This is a genomic window from Halorubrum ruber (assembly GCF_018228765.1).
Lineage (GTDB): Archaea > Halobacteriota > Halobacteria > Halobacteriales > Haloferacaceae > Halorubrum > Halorubrum ruber.
Genome location: NZ_CP073695.1, coordinates 2,023,275 through 2,039,594 on the forward strand (window position 1 = coordinate 2,023,275; position 16,320 = coordinate 2,039,594).

The 16,320-nt window shown below is 71.3% G+C and carries 15 protein-coding genes; 4 read left to right on the forward strand and 11 right to left on the reverse strand.

Annotation, left to right across the window (positions count from 1 at the left end):
• Positions 1 to 36 precede the first annotated feature (36 nt).
• Positions 37 to 3,114, forward strand: coding sequence for an FAD-binding and (Fe-S)-binding domain-containing protein (locus J7656_RS09990; RefSeq protein WP_211553209.1), 3,078 nt, complete (start codon positions 37 to 39; stop codon positions 3,112 to 3,114).
• 51 nt (positions 3,115 to 3,165) lie between these two features.
• On the opposite strand, the gene J7656_RS09995 is transcribed toward J7656_RS09990, so the two are convergent.
• From J7656_RS09995 to J7656_RS10005, 3 genes are all read right to left on the reverse strand, one after another.
• Positions 3,166 to 3,375 (reverse strand): hypothetical protein, encoded by a 210-nt coding sequence (locus J7656_RS09995; protein ID WP_211553211.1) that lies wholly within the window; start codon positions 3,373 to 3,375, stop codon positions 3,166 to 3,168.
• A gap of 21 nt (positions 3,376 to 3,396) precedes the next feature.
• Positions 3,397 to 4,392 (reverse strand): DUF5787 family protein, encoded by a 996-nt coding sequence (locus J7656_RS10000; protein WP_211553215.1) that lies wholly within the window; start codon positions 4,390 to 4,392, stop codon positions 3,397 to 3,399.
• Positions 4,393 to 4,475: 83 nt separating this feature from the next.
• Positions 4,476 to 4,922, reverse strand: a complete 447-nt coding sequence (locus tag J7656_RS10005; protein ID WP_004596138.1) for a bis(5'-nucleosyl)-tetraphosphatase — start codon at positions 4,920 to 4,922, stop codon at positions 4,476 to 4,478.
• 173 nt (positions 4,923 to 5,095) lie between these two features.
• On the opposite strand from J7656_RS10005, the gene J7656_RS10010 reads away from it, so the two are divergent.
• Positions 5,096 to 5,428: an uS10/mL48 family ribosomal protein gene (locus tag J7656_RS10010; RefSeq protein ID WP_004596139.1), complete on the forward strand. Its 333-nt coding sequence runs from the start codon at positions 5,096 to 5,098 to the stop codon at positions 5,426 to 5,428.
• Positions 5,429 to 5,521: 93 nt separating this feature from the next.
• On the opposite strand, the gene tgtA is transcribed toward J7656_RS10010, so the two are convergent.
• From tgtA to J7656_RS10050, 8 genes are all read right to left on the reverse strand, one after another.
• Positions 5,522 to 7,000: a tRNA guanosine(15) transglycosylase TgtA gene (tgtA, locus tag J7656_RS10015; RefSeq protein WP_211553217.1), complete on the reverse strand. Its 1,479-nt coding sequence runs from the start codon at positions 6,998 to 7,000 to the stop codon at positions 5,522 to 5,524.
• A gap of 82 nt (positions 7,001 to 7,082) precedes the next feature.
• Entirely contained in the window at positions 7,083 to 7,859 is a 777-nt protein-coding gene (locus tag J7656_RS10020) for a Nif3-like dinuclear metal center hexameric protein (protein WP_017343018.1), read from the reverse strand.
• 629 nt (positions 7,860 to 8,488) lie between these two features.
• A complete protein-coding gene (gene hemA / locus J7656_RS10025; protein WP_017343017.1) occupies positions 8,489 to 9,829 on the reverse strand; it encodes a glutamyl-tRNA reductase in 1,341 nt (446 codons plus the stop codon).
• Positions 9,826 to 10,539 (reverse strand): precorrin-2 dehydrogenase/sirohydrochlorin ferrochelatase family protein, encoded by a 714-nt coding sequence (locus J7656_RS10030; RefSeq protein ID WP_017343016.1) that lies wholly within the window; start codon positions 10,537 to 10,539, stop codon positions 9,826 to 9,828. Before J7656_RS10030 ends, hemA begins: the two co-directional genes overlap by 4 nt.
• Before the next feature lie 31 nt (positions 10,540 to 10,570).
• Complete coding sequence (ahbB, locus tag J7656_RS10035) at positions 10,571 to 11,656, reverse strand: siroheme decarboxylase subunit beta (RefSeq protein WP_211553219.1); 1,086 nt, start codon at positions 11,654 to 11,656, stop codon at positions 10,571 to 10,573.
• Between the two features lie 75 nt (positions 11,657 to 11,731).
• Positions 11,732 to 12,199 (reverse strand): DUF7112 family protein, encoded by a 468-nt coding sequence (locus J7656_RS10040; RefSeq protein ID WP_211553220.1) that lies wholly within the window; start codon positions 12,197 to 12,199, stop codon positions 11,732 to 11,734.
• A 10-nt stretch (positions 12,200 to 12,209) separates the two neighbouring features.
• Positions 12,210 to 12,614, reverse strand: coding sequence for a 30S ribosomal protein S6e (locus J7656_RS10045; protein ID WP_211553221.1), 405 nt, complete (start codon positions 12,612 to 12,614; stop codon positions 12,210 to 12,212).
• Between the two features lie 66 nt (positions 12,615 to 12,680).
• The gene (locus J7656_RS10050) at positions 12,681 to 13,445 is read right to left on the reverse strand and encodes a lipoyl protein ligase domain-containing protein (RefSeq protein WP_211553222.1); all 765 of its coding nucleotides are present in this window, start codon (positions 13,443 to 13,445) and stop codon (positions 12,681 to 12,683) included.
• A 145-nt stretch (positions 13,446 to 13,590) separates the two neighbouring features.
• Between J7656_RS10050 and J7656_RS10055 the strand changes: the two genes are divergently transcribed.
• Together J7656_RS10055 and J7656_RS10060 are read left to right on the forward strand one after the other, a co-directional pair.
• On the forward strand, positions 13,591 to 15,267 hold the full coding sequence (locus J7656_RS10055) for a sensor histidine kinase (protein WP_211553223.1): 1,677 nt from the start codon (positions 13,591 to 13,593) through the stop codon (positions 15,265 to 15,267).
• A complete protein-coding gene (locus tag J7656_RS10060) occupies positions 15,264 to 16,259 on the forward strand; it encodes a DUF8155 domain-containing protein (protein ID WP_211553224.1) in 996 nt (331 codons plus the stop codon). Before J7656_RS10055 ends, J7656_RS10060 begins: the two co-directional genes overlap by 4 nt.
• Positions 16,260 to 16,320 lie beyond the last annotated feature (61 nt).

Genomic DNA, 16,320 nt, shown 5'->3' on the forward strand with positions numbered 1-16,320 from the left:
AGGAAGTTTTTCACGGTTCGACTGCGAGGGGTTCGCATGGCGACAAACACCCCGGGTCCCGACCCGGCGGACGGCGGGGACTTCGACTACACCGGCGGCGCGGTGGAGCGACCGGATCTCGTCGACGCGCTCGATCGCCGCGTCGCGGGCGACGTGCGGTTCGACGACTACTCCAAGCGGCTGTACGCGACCGACGCCTCGGCGTACGAGGTCACCCCGATCGGGGTCGTGATCCCGGAGTCGACCGCGGACGTCGCGGCCGTCCACGAGCACTGCTTCGAGGAGGGGATCCCCGTCCTCCCGCGCGGCGGCGGCACCTCGCTGGCCGGGCAGACCGTCAACGAGGCGGTCGTCCTCGACCTGACCGGCGAGATGGACGGCGTGCTCTCGACCGATCCCGACGCCGAGCGGGCCCGCGTTCAGGCGGGCGCGTACGTCGGCGACCTCAACGCCGCGGTCGAGGGCGACGGGCTGAAGTTCGCGCCCGACCCTGCGTGGCGCGACAAGTCCGCGGTCGGCGGCGCGATCGGCAACAACTCCACCGGCTCGCACTCCCTGAAGTACGGGAAGACTGACCACTACGTCGAGGAGCTGGAGGTCGTCCTCGCCGACGGCACCGTGACGACGTTCGGCGAGGTCGCGGTCGAGGAACTTCGGGAGTCCGCAGACCCGGACGCCGACGACCTGCTGCCCCGGATCCACGCCGAAGTCGTCCGTATCTTAGACGAGGAGGCCGACGAGATCGACGAGCGGTTCCCGGAGCTGAAGCGGAACGTCTCCGGCTACAACCTCGACCGCCTGCTCGCCGAGTACCGCGGCGAGTACGGCGAGGAAGGCGTCGTCAACCTCGGCCGCCTCATGGCCGGCAGCGAGGGGACGCTCGCGACGGTGACGGAGGCGACCGTCTCGCTCGTCGAGATCCCCGAGACGAAGGCGGTCGCGCTGCTCACCTACGACGACCTCCTCGACGCGATGGAGGACGTGGCGGCGTGTCTCGAACACGACCCCGCCGCGGTCGAGGTGATGGACGACGTCCTGTTAGGGCTCGCCGCCGACACGCCGGAGTTCGAGGACGTCGTCGGAATGTTGCCCGACGGCACCGACTCCGTCCTCCTCGTCGAGTTCTACGCGGAGAACGACGCGGAGGGGAAACAGAAGGTCGCGGACCTGATCGCGGACCGAGTGGGCGGGGAGGAGAGTTCGGCAGCGGCCCGCGTCGACACCGCGGCCGACCCGAGTGCGGGCGCCGCCGAGACGACGAGTCACCCTCGCCGGGCGGCCCACGCGATGGAGGCGCACGACCCGGAGCAGCGCGACCGCTTCTGGAAGATGCGCAAGGCGGGCCTCCCGATTCTCCTCTCGCGAACCACCGACGAGAAGCACATCTCCTTCATCGAGGACTGCGCCATCCCGCCGGAACACCTCCCCGAGTACACCCGCGAGTTCCAGCAGATCCTCGAGGACAACGACACGTTCGCCACCTTCTACGCGCACGCCGGTCCCGGCGTACTCCACGTCCGCCCGCTGATCAACACGAAGGACGTCGACGACGTCGACGCGATGCTCGACATCGCCGACCGCGTCACCGACGCGGTGGTCCGGCTCGGCGGGTCGGTGTCCGGCGAACACGGCGACGGCCGCGCGCGCACCCAGTGGAACCGGAAGCTGTACGGCGACGACCTCTGGGAGTCGTTCCGCGAGCTGAAGACCGCGTTCGACCCCGACTGGCTGCTCAATCCCGGGAACGTCTGCGGCGACTTCGACATGCGCGAGAACCTCCGGTTCGACGCGGAGTACGAGTACGACGCCGGCTTCGACCCCGCGATGGAGTGGGCGGTCGACAACGGGATGCAGGGGATGGTCGAGCTCTGTCACGGCTGCGGCGGCTGCCGCGGCCCGCAGGAGACGACCGGCGGCGTGATGTGTCCGACCTACCGCGCGGCGGAGGAGGAGATCCAGGCGACCCGCGGCCGGGCGAACATGCTTCGCGGGGCCATCTCCGGCGAGCTCCCCGACGACCCGACCGACGACGAGTTCGTCACCGAGGTGATGGACCTGTGCGTCGGCTGTAAGGGCTGTAAGGTGGACTGCCCGAGCGGCGTCGACATGGCGAAGCTGAAGGCCGAGGTCGAGCACGCCCACCACGAGGAGCACGGGGTCGACCTCCGGACGCGGCTGCTCGGCCGCTTCGAGTCGCTCGCGCCGCTCGCCTCGAAGCTCGCCCCGCTCTCGAACCTCCCGAACAAGATTCCCGGGAGTGGTCTCATCGCGGAGAAGGCGCTCGGGATCGCGAAAGAGCGGGACCTCCCCACGTTCCGCTCGGAGACGCTCGTCGACTGGTTCGAGGCGCGCGGCGGCGCGGGCGTCCCGCGCGAGGAGGCCGCCCGCGAGGTCCTGCTGTTCCCCGACGTGTACACGACCTACACGAACCCCGGCGCGGGGAAGGCCGCTGTACGCGTCTTAGAGGCCGCCGACTGCCACGTTCGGATTCCGGACGTTGACGGCAGCGGGCGCCCGCCCCACTCGAAGGGGATGTTGGACGTGTCGCGTGCGACCGCCAAATCCGCCGTGGAGACGCTCGCCCCCGACGTCCGCGACGGGTGGGACGTGGTCGTCGTCGAGCCCTCGGACGCCGTGATGCTCCAGTCAGACTACCACGACCTGCTCGACGGCGATGCCAGCGACGTGCCCGACGCCGACGTGGCGGCCGTCTCGGAGAGCGCCTACGGCGTCATGGAGTACGTCGACGCCCACCGGCTCGACGAGGACCTCGCACTCGACGCGTCCACCGAGTCGCTCACCTACCACGGCCACTGCCACCAGAAGGCGACGAAGAAGGACCACCACGCGGTCGGTGTGCTCCGGCGCGCCGGCTACGGCGTCGACCCGCTCGACTCCTCCTGTTGCGGGATGGCGGGCTCGTTCGGCTACGAGGCCGAGCACTACTCGATGAGCAAGGCCATCGGCGAGAACCTGTTCGAGCAGGTCGACGCCAGCGACGGCGACGCCCTCGTCGCGCCGGGCACCTCCTGCCGGACGCAGTTGGAGGAAGGCCCCGGCGAGGTCCCGGAGCCGACGCACCCGATCGAGAAGCTGGCGGCCGCGCTGGCGTAGGGGGCGGCTGCGCGCCATCTCCGGACGACTCGACCGATCCGGACGCGTCTGTTACTCCGCGCTCGGCCAGACGTTCGCTCCGACGACGGCGATCAGGTACGAGAACGCCGGGAAGGTCACCGCGACCACGACGAGGAACGCCGGGTTGAGCCCGGCGGGGTCGGCGGAGAGCCACCCGGTGTATTGGAGGACCGCCAGCGTCAGGACCACGACGGCCGTGTTGAGCGCGTACTCGGAGAGCGGCGGGGTCGGGAACCGCATACGGCCGGGTGGCACCGCTGCTCACTCAACGCTTTCGACGCGGTCCCGCTCGCGTTCTCGCCGCCGGGCCAACACCCGTTTGAACCCCTTCCCCGGCCCGCCCTCGACCGGCCACCCCTTCGTGCGCCACTGGGGCGGTTCCGGCGAGAAATCCGGACAGGAGCCCGAACACTCCCGCGCGGTGGGGATTTTCTCCTTCGCGGCGCAGTATGGGACGAGCCCGCGCCCCTCGCGCCGCAGTTCGAAGTGTCGACAGTCGGGGCGCATCGTCTCGTGGAACGAGCGCCACCCCTTCCCGTAGGCGCGCTCGGCGATCTCCAGCCGCAGCGTCTCCGTCTCGGGGTCGCGGCGCTCGCCCTCGCCCGGCGCGAGGTCGGTGGCGTGCCACGCCACGCTCCCCGCGTCGGCGTCGACGCTCGCGGAGAAGTCGGTCGCGAGGATGCCGGCCTCGACCGGCAGCTCGCGGAGCAGGGCTGGCTCGACGCGCTCGCCGGTCGTCTCGGTGGCGAGCCACGCCTCGTCGGCGAGCGCCGTCTCGACGTCGTGGTCGAGCTGGTCGGCGAGGCGGTCGGCCGCCGAGCGGTTCAGATCCGGCTTGTTCTCGACCGCGACAATCCGCTCGACCCAGTCCGGGTACGGTCGCTTCCGGCGGATCTCGATTCGGTTGCCGTCGCGGCGCTTCTCGATCAGGTCCCGACCCGCCGCGCGGTGAACCGCCTGCCGGACGTAGCGCCACGGGTAGCCGGGGTGCGGCAGCGCGTCGCGATAGAACGCCCACTCGGCGGGCGCGCCCCGGATGACGTGGAGGAGGTCGGAGTCGATGGTTCGGTCGCCGAACTCACGCCGCCGTTCGAACGCGGCCGGATCGACTTCGATAACGACGGTGTCCCACCGCCGGTCCTTGGTGCCGAGCTGGCGAGCGACCAACGCGGGACGGGACCCCTCGCTCGGGTGCCAGGCCAACTCGGCGTACCGGCAGACGAGAAGCTCGTAGCCGAACTCGGCGTCGGGCGTCACTGGTCGACCCGTCGAGCGGAGCGGACAAAAGCGAACCGCTCGGAGGCGGGGCAGTCGTCGCCCGCGCCGCCCGAGCGTCCCGGTTAGACGTACTTGCCGTTCTCCTCGTCTTTCCGCTCGTCGAGGTAGTCGTGGGCCTCCTCTAAGATGTCGCGCGGCCCGTCCTGGGTGATCGTGTTGAGCGCCTGGTCGTAGTCGCGCCACTGGAGGTCGCGGTGTTCCTTCGAGAGCTCCGCGCTCGCCTCGAACGAGCGGGCGATGAACAGGTGGACCGTCTTGTGGATGGTCTTCCCGTTCGCCTCGAACACGTAGTCGTACTCCCTGCGGAACCCGTCGATCAGCCGGAAATCCTCGATTCCGGCCTCCTCGCCGACTTCTCGTATCGCCGTCTGCTGGAGCTCCTCGTCCCCCTCGACCCCGCCTTTGGGGAACTCCCAGTCCCCCGGTCGGCTCTTCAGGAGCAAGTACTCCCGTTCGCCGCGGGTATCGCGGAAGAGGATGGCTCCGGCACTGGTCGCTTCGACCGTCATTAGCCGCAGGTAAGCGATCACCCCTAAAGAGCGTGTCGGACTTCCGAACAGAGACGAGCGTCTCGGCGGCGTCGACCGGTCTCCGAGCGGGATTCGCGGCGCGGGCGGCCGGCCCGACGACGGGTAGATGCGTTTTTACCGCTCGGGCGGCCATTGGCGGACGACCCCCAGCCATGACCTTCGTCACGAAACTCGACTTCGCGTCCGGCGACCGCGACGTGCTCGTCGAGACCGTCCAGGAACTCAAAGAGACGCTCGAACGCAAAGGCGCCGAGTGCAAGGGCCCGCACGCGAGCCCCTCGGAGAACGTCACCGTTCCGCTGTACAAGAACCTCTCGCCGGGCGACGAGTTCTCGCCGTGGCGCTACGACGTGTATCGCCGCTCGATGGAGATCCACGGCGCCGACGACATCGCGCGCGACGTCGTCGGCCGCGACTTCCCCGACTCGATCCACGTCGAGGTTGAGGTCGACCGGAAGAAGCCGGCCGGCCACCGCCGAGACTGAGGCGACCACCCCCGAACCGACGGGCGACGCGGTCACGGCTGCGGTTTTCTCGGGGCACGCGACGCATTCACAGACCAGCGAGCGCCCCGCTCGTCAGCCGAGCGTCCGCAGATTCTCAGTCTCGACGCGCTCTGGCAGCCGTTCGAGCGCGCGGTCGCACCACGCGTCGTGACCGAGCGTGAGCGCCGTCTCGGGGTTGGCGTCCGCCAGCGCGACGACCCCCTCCGCGGCCGCGACCTGCGCCGCGTCGTCGGTCCGCTCGGGCACCTCGGCGGTGAGCGGATACGTCTCCGAGAGCGCGGGCGGGTAGGGGCCGAACGGCGGCTTCACGCGCCACACGGCGTCGTAAGTGTGGTTCGAGGGCGCCTTCGACTCGGTGAGGAGGAGGTCGTCGGGCGCCGCCAGTCGGGCGAGACGGGTCTGGTGTCGCTCCACTTCCGGCCGGCGCGCCGCCTCGTGAGAGGTGTAGAAGAACGCGTCCTTCGAGCCGGGGTCGGTGCGCTCTAACTCGTCGGCGTGGTCGAGCAGCGCGCGGTAGCCGTCGAGCATCGCCGGGTGGCCGCGGGCGCGGCGGTCGACTAAGTCGAGCAGGTTCCCGGAGCGGATCGCCTCCTTCACGCGGCGCAGCTCCTCGAAGGTGACGTGGAGGTTGTGCTCGGCGAGCAGCCGCTCCGTCTCGCCGTCGTCGAAGCCGCGGAGGTCGGCGGGCGTGTGGTCCGCGCAGACGGGACACGAGCACGGGAAGTAGTCGAGCTCTTCGAGGTGTTCCGTCCCCGAGACGGTCAGGTAGCGGCCGTCACGCGCCATCAGCGCGTAGGCGGCCGAGTCGAACAGGTCGCAGCCGGCCGCCACCGCGAGCGCGAGCATCATGGGGTGGCCGGCGCCGAACAGGTGGACCGGCGCGCCCGGCCCGAGCCCGCGCTTCGCCGCGCGCACCGCCTCGACGACCTCGGCGTAGCGGTAGGAGTTCAGGAGGGGAACCATCGCGCCGACGGGGAACACGTCGAGGTCGGTCGCGGCCGCGTGCCGCCCCGCCTCCTCGCGGAGGTCGGCGTACGTCGACCCCTGGACCGGGGCGTTGACCAGCATCTCTCCGGTCTCGGCGTCCTCCGCGTCCGCGAGCGCCTGCTTCGTCGTCGCCAGCTCGCGCTCCGCCTGCTCGCGGTCGGCGTCCGGCGGCGTGGGCACGTCGACGGGTGTCGCCACGTCGCTGCCGATCCGCCGCTGGAACTCGATGATCTCCGCGGTCGTCACGTCGATGTCGCCGTACTCGGCTAACTGGAAGGAGCCGGAGTCGGTCATGATCGCGCCGTCGAAGCCGAGGAAGTCGTGGAGCCCCTCGTCGACGACGCGGTCGCGGATGCGGTCCGTGCTGCGGATGATGTAGGAGTTCGTGATCAGCATCTCCGCGCCGAACTCCCCGCGGAGCCGCTCGGGCTCGATCGTGAGCACGTTGGGGTTGACCACGGGCAGAAGCGCCGGCGTCTCGACCGTGACGTCGGCGCGCGGGACCTCCAGCCGACCGATCCGCCCGGCGGCGTCGTGGTCCCGGATCTCGAAGTGATCGCGCATACCCCGACTGCGCGGACGCGAGCGGTAAGGGTTGCGTTCGCCGGCGAGCGCGTCGCCGACGCCCGGTCGCAACGATCGCCGACTACAGCCCGGTCGGGTGCGAGAGGTACGTCGTCTCGACGCCCCAGTCGTCCGTCAGCGACTGGAGCGCGCGGACGCCGAACGTCTCCGTGGCGTAGTGCCCGGCGAGGAACACGGTAATTCCGGCCTCCCGCGCGTCGTGGTAGACCTGCTGTTTCCCCTCGCCCGTGATCAGGGCGTCCGCGTCGGCCGCGACCGCCTCGTCGAGCCAGTCGACCCCGGAGCCGGTGACGACCGCGACCCGCTCGATCTCGTCGGGGCCGAAGTCGAGTACCCGCGTGGGCGACGCCTCGCCGTCGGGCTGGCCCTCGAAGTCGTCGAGCGTCTCGCGAATCGCGGCCGCCGACCGCGGCGACGCAGTCTCGCCGATCGTCCCGATCGTCACCGGCCCCATCTCGCCGAACGGGTCGCGGTCGGAGAGCCCCACCGCGTCCGCGACCCCCGCCGCGTTGCCCAGTTCCTGGTGCCCGTCGAGCGGGAGGTGGGAGACGTACAGCGCGAGGTCGTTTTCGACCAAGGCCGCGATCCGGTCGTGAACGCGGCCCGTGACGCGCTCGATGCCGCCCCACGAGAGCCCGTGGTGGACGACGAGGACGTCCGCCCCCGCGTCCGCGGCGGCCTCGATGGTCGCCGTCGCGGCGTCGACCGCGAAGGCGACGCGCTCGACCTCGCCCTCGTCCGGACCCACCTGTAACCCGTTCGCGCTCGCGTCGACGTCGGCATACGCGGCCGTGTCGAGTTCGTCGTCGAGTCGCTCGACGTACTCGGAGAGCTTCATACCGGTCCGTCGTGCGGGCGGGGAATAAAGCGCGGCGGTCCGGCGGGATCGGATCCGTTCGCAGGTGCGGTCGATTTTGAACTTCACGGACGGCCATTTATAAATGAATGCGCGGTGGCGCGTGCCGACGAGCGGCCGCAGGCCGCGAGTCGCACGCGCGAGGGAGTCGGTCGCCGAGCGAAGCGACGGCGACCGACGAGGCTGGGGAGGCGTGAGGCGCTGTGCGGTGCGGTCGGGTGGGACTCAAAGGGGCAGCCGCGAGGCGGGCGCAGGCGACGTAAGCACCGCAGGAACGAGCGAAGCGAGTGACGAGGAGCGCAACGAGCGTGCGTCCGCCTCGCGGCTGGGGCTTTGGAGGCATTCGCCCTCGATCTGCCAGCTGCCATTTATAAACGAGCGGCTGGGGCTTTGGAGGCATTCGCCCTCGATCTGCCAGCTGCCATTTATAAACGAGCGGCTGTGTCGTTGGGAGTGGTCGCGGTCGATCCGCCAGCAGTGATTTATAAATAAGCGGCTGTGTCGTTGGGAGTGGTCGCGGTCGATCCGCCAGCAGTGATTTATAAATAAGCGGCTGGGGCTGCTGAAGAGTTCAGCGCCGATCCGCAGACAACCGCTTATAAACAACAAACTTAGTCGTCCAGTTCCTCGGCGACGGAGTCGGGGACCGCGTCCGGGCCGCCGGCCGCGGCGTCGGCGATGTCCGCCTCCTCCGGCCCCTCGGCCCCCGACGTGAACTCGGGATCGAACAGCCGGAGCGCGGTCCGGATCGTCTCCCAGTCGTCCTCGCCGGCGGCGTCCCGGAGCGAGCGCGTCGGCGCCGCGAGCAGTTGGCCGACGAGCGCGTCCGCCAAGTCTTCGACCGTCTCGCGCTGCTCGTCGGTCAGCCCGCCCTGCGCCTCGAGCTTCGACATCGCGCGGTCGAGCTCGCGCGCCTTCACCTGGTCCGCGCCGGCGTACATTGCCGAGATGGCGTCGTCCGCGCGCTTGCGCTTGTACGCCTGAAGGATGCGGTCGAGCTCCTCGTCGATGATCGACTCGACCTTCCGGGCCTCCTCCGCGCGGCTCTCGCGGGTCCGCCGGGTGACGTCTTCGAGGTCGTCGATGTCGTAGACGGTGACGCCCTCGCGGGCGCCGGCCGCGGGGTCGACGTCGCGCGGCTGCGCGATGTCGATACAGACGACGCGACCGGCGCCGTCGACGTACGACGGGTGGACGACGAGGTCGGGGCTCCCGGTCGCGGTGACGACGAGGTCGGCGTCGGGGATGATCGCAGGGAGGTCCGCGAGCGACACCGCCTCGGCGGCGGTGTCGACCTCCTCGACGACGAACTCCGCGTGCGGCACGGTGCGGTTCGCGACGACGATCTCCGAGACTGCGGTGTCGTCGAGCGTGCGAGCCGCGAGCGTTCCCATCTCGCCGGCGCCGACGACGACAGCGGTTCCGTCCGTCAAATCGATCTCGCTGGCCGCCAGCCGGACGGCCGCGGAGCCGAGCGAGACGACGCCCTCGTTGATCTCCGTCTCCGTCCGCGCGCGCTCGCCGACGTGGAGCGCCTTCGTCACGGCGTCTTTGAGCACCGGGCCGATGCCACCGGCGGACTTCGACTCCTCGTAGGCCTCGCGCAGCTGGCCGATAATCTGGTCTTCGCCGAGTACGAGCGACTCCAGCCCGGAGGCGACTCTCATTAGGTGCTCTAAGCTCTCCTCGTGGTCGAGGCGGCGGACCGCGCCGCCGCGCACGTCCGGCGCGAACGTCGACAGCGCCGTCGTGCCGTCGACGGTCCGGTCGGTGACGACGTACGCCTCCGAGCGGTTACACGTCTGCACCGCGAACGCCTCCTCGACCCCTTCGCGCGCGAGCAGGTCGGAGACGGTCGCGCGGACGCCGTCGCCGCCGGCGGCCTCGATCTCGTCGACGGTCGCGTCGGCGTGGGCGACGCTCACGCCGGCGATCGCACCCGTCTCTCTCATCGGTCGAGTACCTCCTCAATCACGGTGTCAGCCTCTTGCCGTCCGTTGGATCTCCCCTTTTGTAAACCCTTCCAAACCCCCCGGGATCTGACAACGCGTCGGACCGCTTCCCGCCGCTTTTCGGGGGCGACACCCGCCGTTTTCAGCTCCTCGCGGATCTCCCCCGAGAGCGCCGCCATCTCGCCCGCACCCTCGATCTCGGCCTCGATCCGCTCTCGGAGCGCCTTCGCCAAGGCGGGACTCGTTCCCCCCGTCGAGAGGGCAACGGTCACCGGGTCGTCCTCGACCGTCGCGGGCACCACCACGCTCCCGGGGTCGCGACCGCCCGACACGTCCGTGCGGTTGACGAGGATTCCCCGGTCGAGCGCGGCCGACTCCACGGCCGCGTTGACCGCGGCGTCGTCCGTCGCCGCGACCGCGAGCGCGGGATCGAGGCGGTCGATCCACTCCGCGACGGCGTCGGCATCCGGCGCGGCGCGGACCAGTTCGACCGACGGCCCGTCCGGGCCCTCGTCCCCGTCTCGTTCGTCGGCCTCGCGCTGGTCCGCATCCCGCTCGTCCGCGAGCTCGCGCACCCGCTCGTCGAACTCTGGGCTGACGACGACGATCCGGCCCGCCTCGTCGAACCCGGCAGCCTTTCGCGAGCCGACGGCACCGCCGCCGAAGACGGCGACCGTCTCGCCCGCGAGGTCGTGGTAGAGCGGGGTCACGCTCGCCCTCTGAATCCCGCGATCCGGCGGATCACGCCGTGTTGCTGTCCGCCCGGTCCGCGATGCGGATGCCGGTCTTCTTCAGGATGCGCGTCGAGAACAGGGTGTCCCAGTCGTCGGCGCCGACATCCCAGTGCTCGTCCATCAGCTCCCGCACCTCCGCGATCCGGCGCTCGCTCTCCGCCTCCGTGCGCCCGTGCGTCATCGCGAAGAAATTGTACTCCCAGACGCCCGCGTGGCGCGGGCGCTCGTAGCAGTGCGTGACGAAGTCGAGTTCCGCCACCGCGGGGCCGACCTCGTCTAAGACGTCCTCGGGCACGTTCCAGACGGTCATCCCGTTCTCCGTGTAGCCGAGCGCGTAGTGGTTGGGGATGACGCCGACGCGGCGCACCTTCCCCTCCCGCTCGAACCGCTTGATCGTCTCGATCACCCACTCCACGTCGGCGTCGAGCGCGGCCGCGACGTCGGTGTAGGGGGTCTCCGTCACCGGGAGCCCGCCCTGGATCTCGACGACGAGGTCGCGCTCGTCGGGCGTGAGCGTCCCGCGGTCGCTGGGCTCCACGTCGGGCCCCAACTCCGACAGGTCCACGTCGCCCTCGGGAACCGGCCCGTCGACGAGGAACTTCGCGCCGACGTGGAACTCCCGGAGCTTCGGGAGGTTGTACGTCTCCTGACCCGTCGCGGCCTCGATCTCGTCGAGCACCTCCTCCACCCGGTCGTTCCCGTCCTTGTCGGGGTCCGGGTGGTCGGCGACGCTCACCACGAACCACATGTTGAGGTGGGGGTGTTCCCGCTCGTAGTTGTGCGCCACCGCGGTGAACTCGTTGACGGCCTCCGCGATCTCCTCGTAGCGGTCCTCGGGCGCGTGTATCGCGACGAGCGAGGCGGCGCCGCCGATCTCCTCGGCGTTGACGAGCGCGCCGAACCGCGAGAGGATTCCCTCCTCGTCGAGCTCGCGGACGCGCTCGCACAGCTCCGGGCCGGTCACGTCGACGCCGCGCTCGCGGAGCGCGGCTGCCGCCGCGTCGAAGGGGCGCTCCGTCACCGGGAACCCGCCCTGGAACGCGTTGATGATCGCGCGGTCGAGCGCCGTCAGATCCGCGTCGACCTCTTGCATGGCGCGACATCGGGCCCGAGCGAGAATAAGCGATCCGGCCTGACGCCGCGGGGCTTCTGGCCTGACGCCGCGGGGCTACTCGTCGACGTCGCGCGCGATGTCCGCGAGCGACGAGCGCGGCCCGCGGTTCGCGTCGTACACGGTCCGCTCGCCCGGTATCCGAAGCCCGTACAGCTCGCCGGGCACCACCACGTCGAGGACGACGCTGTCGCCGGGCTCCCGGCCGTTCGCGTCGAGCCACTCGACCAAGCGGTTCGCCCCCTCGCCGGCCTCGCGCGCGAGCCGCCGGTTGTCGAACGCGCCGCGGAGGAGGCGGCCCTTGGAGTCGCTCGCGACCCGCGCGTGGTGCTCGCCCCCGTCGAACGCGACGCGGATCAGGTCGCCCTGACTCACGTCGAGTGCGTCGCAGCTTCCGGACTCGACGCGGCCGTCGAGCGCGTCGTCGTCGGGGAGCCGGACGCAGGGGCGACGAGTGCCGCCGCTCCGGGCGAGCGAGACGCGGATCGAAGAGACGTCCTCGCCGTCGGAGGGGACGCGAGGCATCGCGGCGTCGTTACTCGTCGGCGTCGTCGTCCGCGTCGCCCTCGCCGAGCGCGGCCGCAACGTCGCCGTCGCCGTCGACGACACTCGCGTTGATCTGCGCGACGTCGTCGTCGATCTCGCGACCGCGGACGGTGATGCGCTTGCGCTCGCCCTCGCGGGACGGCTCGAAGCCGACGCCGCCCTCTAAGAGGAGCTCCTTCAGGCGCGTGCCGGAGACGTCCTCCCGCATCGGGCGCCCGGTCTCGTCGGAGCCGCCGGTGAGTTCGATGGTGTGATCGGAGAGCCCGACCGCGTCGCCGCCGATCTCGTCGCCGAGTTCGCGACCGAGGAATCGGTTGGCGTCCTGTCCGTCGACCTCTCGCTGGAACGTCTCGCCGGTCTCGGGGTCGGCGACGACGACTTTGAATTCGGCCATGCGCGAACCCAGTCCCCCGCGCATAAAAAGCACGTCGAAACGTCGAAAGCGCGCGCCGCGGCGCGCTCAGGCGTCTGCCCCGTCGACGCGGACGATCTCGCGCTCGCCGTCGCCCCACGGCCCGTCGACGAACGCGGCCTCGACCGCGCGGGCGACGGCCTCCGAGTCGTCCGGGCCGCCCGCGTCGGCGACGCTCCCGACCGACTCCGGATCGAACGGCACGTCGAGCGCGTCGTAGACGGGCTCGGTGACCCGCGCGATCGGCTCAGGATCGTCGGCCGAGACGACGAGGACGCCCGCGACGAGCGTCGCGTCGGCCCGGACGCGCTGGGCGAGGCCCGCGACCTTGCCGCCGACGACGACGCGCTCTGCGCCCTCGGTCGCCGCGCCGTCCGCGGTGCGCTCCCCGCCTGCGACCCGAAGCGAGTGGTCGCCGGGACAGAAGGCGTCCGGCGGCTCCCCCCGGACTACGTCGGCGCCCAGGTCACGGAGCGCGTCGCGGAGCGTCTCGGTCGCGGTCTCGTACCGCGAGTCGATCGACCCGCGCCCGTCGCCCGTCGGCACCGCGACGCCGAACGAGAGCGTCGACCCCGTGTACGCGACCGCGCGCCCGCCGACGTCGCGCTCGACGGGCGGAAACCCCGCCTCCTCGGCCGCCCGCTTCGCCGCCTCGAACCCGGACTCGCGGACGTCGCGCCGACCGAACGCGACCTGCCGCGGCGGCGCGGCCACGCGCACGGCCGGGACGCCGTCAGCGGCCGACGCGAGGAGGTCCGCCGTCGGCTCGCGGTCCGCGGCGGGCGTCTCGAACTCACCCCTGTACACGCGCATGCCGGACCAGACGACTGGAGCGCACAAGCCCTTTGCGCCGGGCGCGGTCGCCCGTCGGCGCGCTGAGAGCCCCGGTGACGAGACGGCCCGTCGGCCGGCGCGTGACACAACAGTTTTGTCGGCTCTGGAAGTGGTTCAGATATCGATGAGCGACCTCGGCGCGCTGCCGGTCCAAGCGTACCTGACCGCCTGCCTGCTGGCGGGTGTCATCGGGCTCTGGCTCGGCCGGGTCGCGTGGCGCGAGCGCGACGAGCCCGGGGGGATCGAGGTCGCCCTCTACCTGCTGTGCGGGGGCGGCGTCTCCCTCCTGTACGCGCTCCGCGTCGCCGCGCCCGGCGAGGTCGCGATGACGGTCGCGTTCAACCTGGCGACGCCGCTCATGGGGGCGTTACCCGTCCTCTGGATGCTCTTCGCCTTCGCGTTCACCGGGCACGACCGCTGGCGGACGGAGAACCGGATCGTCGCGCTCGCGACCCCCGCGTTCGTCTGGGTGCTGCTCGCGTGGTCGAGCGGCACCCACGGGCTCGCGCGGCGCTCGGTGGCGCCCGTGGTCGACGGGCCGTTCACCCTGCTCGGCTACGGGCTCGGCCCCGTCGGGGGCGCGTTCGTCCTCCTCGCGTACGGGCTGTGCATCGCCGGCGTCCTCCTCGTCGTCGACCTCTACGAGCGGACCGGGAACCGCTACCGGCTCCAGACGTTCGTCGTGCTGCTCGGCACGCTGTTCCCGTTCCTGGCGGGGATCGCGACGTTCGTCGACGTCGGGAGCTACGCGCACCTCTCGTGGCTCCCGACGGCGTTCGTGATCCACGGCGTGTTCCTCTACGGCACCGTCTTCTGGCTCGGTACCCTCGACGCCGCTGTCGTCGCGCGCGACACCGCCGTCGAGGTGATGCAAGACCCCGTCATCGTCTCCGGCTCGGACGGCCGCATCCGCGACCTGAACCCCGCCGCCGAGGCGATCCTCCCGCCGGACGCGGTCGGCTCGTCGCTGTCGGAGGCGTTCCCCCGCCTGGAGGGTGGCGACGAACACCCGATCGCCATCGGCGACCGGCAGTTCGACATCCAGGAGAACCCGATAACCGACCCGCGCGGGACCGACCGCGGGCACGTGTTCCTGCTGCGCGACGTGACCGCGAGAGAGCGGCGACAGACCGAACTCGAACGCCGGGAGGCCGAACTCGAACGCCAGAACGAGCGGTTAGAGGAGTTCGCCGGCGTCGTCTCGCACGACCTGCGGAACCCCCTCGCCGCCGCGTCCGCGGCCGTCGAACTGGCCCGCCAGCGCGGCGACGACCCGGACGGCGCCTTGGAGCGGGCGGCGAACGCCCACCAGCGGATGGACGACATGATCGAGGGCCTCCTCGCGCTGGCGACGGCGGGGGAGACGGTCGACGACCTCGACCGCGTCTCGCTGGACGCGACGGCCAGGCGGGTCTGGTCGCGGCTGGAGACCGCGGACGCGACGCTGACCGTCGAGGCCGACGCGACCGTGCTGGCCGACCGCGACCGCCTCGAACAGCTGCTCTCGAACCTGTTCCGTAACGCGATCGAGCACGCTGGCGAGGATGTCGCCGTCACCGTCAGCGTCGCGACCGACGGCGACGGGGTCGCGCTCGCGGTGGGCGACGACGGCCCCGGGATCCCGCCCGCTGAGCGCGAGCGCGTCACCGAGCGCGGCGTGTCGCTCGGCGACGGTACCGGGCTGGGGCTCGCCATCGTCGGCGACATCGTCGAGGCGCACGGGTGGACGCTCTCGGTCGCCGAGTCCGACGCCGGCGGCGCGGAGTTCGTCATCGAGGGGATGGAGGCGGCGGAGTCGTGACCGACGCAACGGTCTCGCTCCCCGCGGACGTGGTCGAGCGGTACGAGAAGTTCTCGCGGTTCAACTCCCCGTACCCCGCCCACGACCGCGGCCGCGCGGTCGACCTCTACCCGGGCGACGGCGTCGGGCGCTCGCCGGTCTCCGGGACCGTGCGTGAGGTCCGCACCGTCGGCTGCCCCGATCGCCCGTACGCGGCCGCCGAGGACCACCTGATCGTCGTCGACCTCGCCGACGAGTGGTGCGCCCGCGCCGGCGCTCCGCCGGGCACCGTCGCGCGGATCCTCCACGTGATCCCCGAGGTCGACCCCGGCGACCGGGTCGCTGTCGGCGACGCGCTCGGGCCGACGACGCGCTCGGGCTTCTTCGGCCAGTGGGTCGACGACCACGTCCACCTCGGCTTCCGCCCGCCGGGCGCGAACCCCCTCCGAGCCAGCGGGTCGCTGCCGGTCGCGGCCGACGTCCCCGTCGAGCCGGTCGCGTGGGACGGGACGGGAGCCGTCGTCGAGCGCGGCCCGACGCACGTCGTTCTCGACGGCCCGCGACGCGCTGCCGGCGCCGACCGGTCGTTCGCCGCGCTCGCGAGCGACGAGGGAGTTCCGCTCGACGGCGGGCTGACGCACTACGCGGGCGGCGGGACGTTCGAGGCGGACGAAGGCGCGCCCACGACGGGGGACGCGGAGGAAGGCGCATCCGCGACGAGGGACGCGGAGGAAGGCGCATCCGCGGCAGACGGGACGACGCTGTCGCTTCTCGGAACCAAGGTCGGAACGGTCCGAGCGGACGATACGGACGCCGGGGCGCCGCGCGTCGAGTGGGCGGCAGTCGACGTCCGCGCGAACGGCCGGCGCGTCACCGGGCTGTCGCTGTTCGCCGCGCGCGGCGATCGGTTCGGCGTCAAGGTGGTCTGCCCGGACCGCGAGTTCGAGATCGGCGAGTCGGTGACGCTCGACATCGTCCCGAGCGACGACCCGATCCGGCTCGGCGTCGGGTGAGCGGACGGGAATCGATCGCCGGTTGTCGTGCGTTTCCGGGGAGTACAAGCCGTCCCGGGAT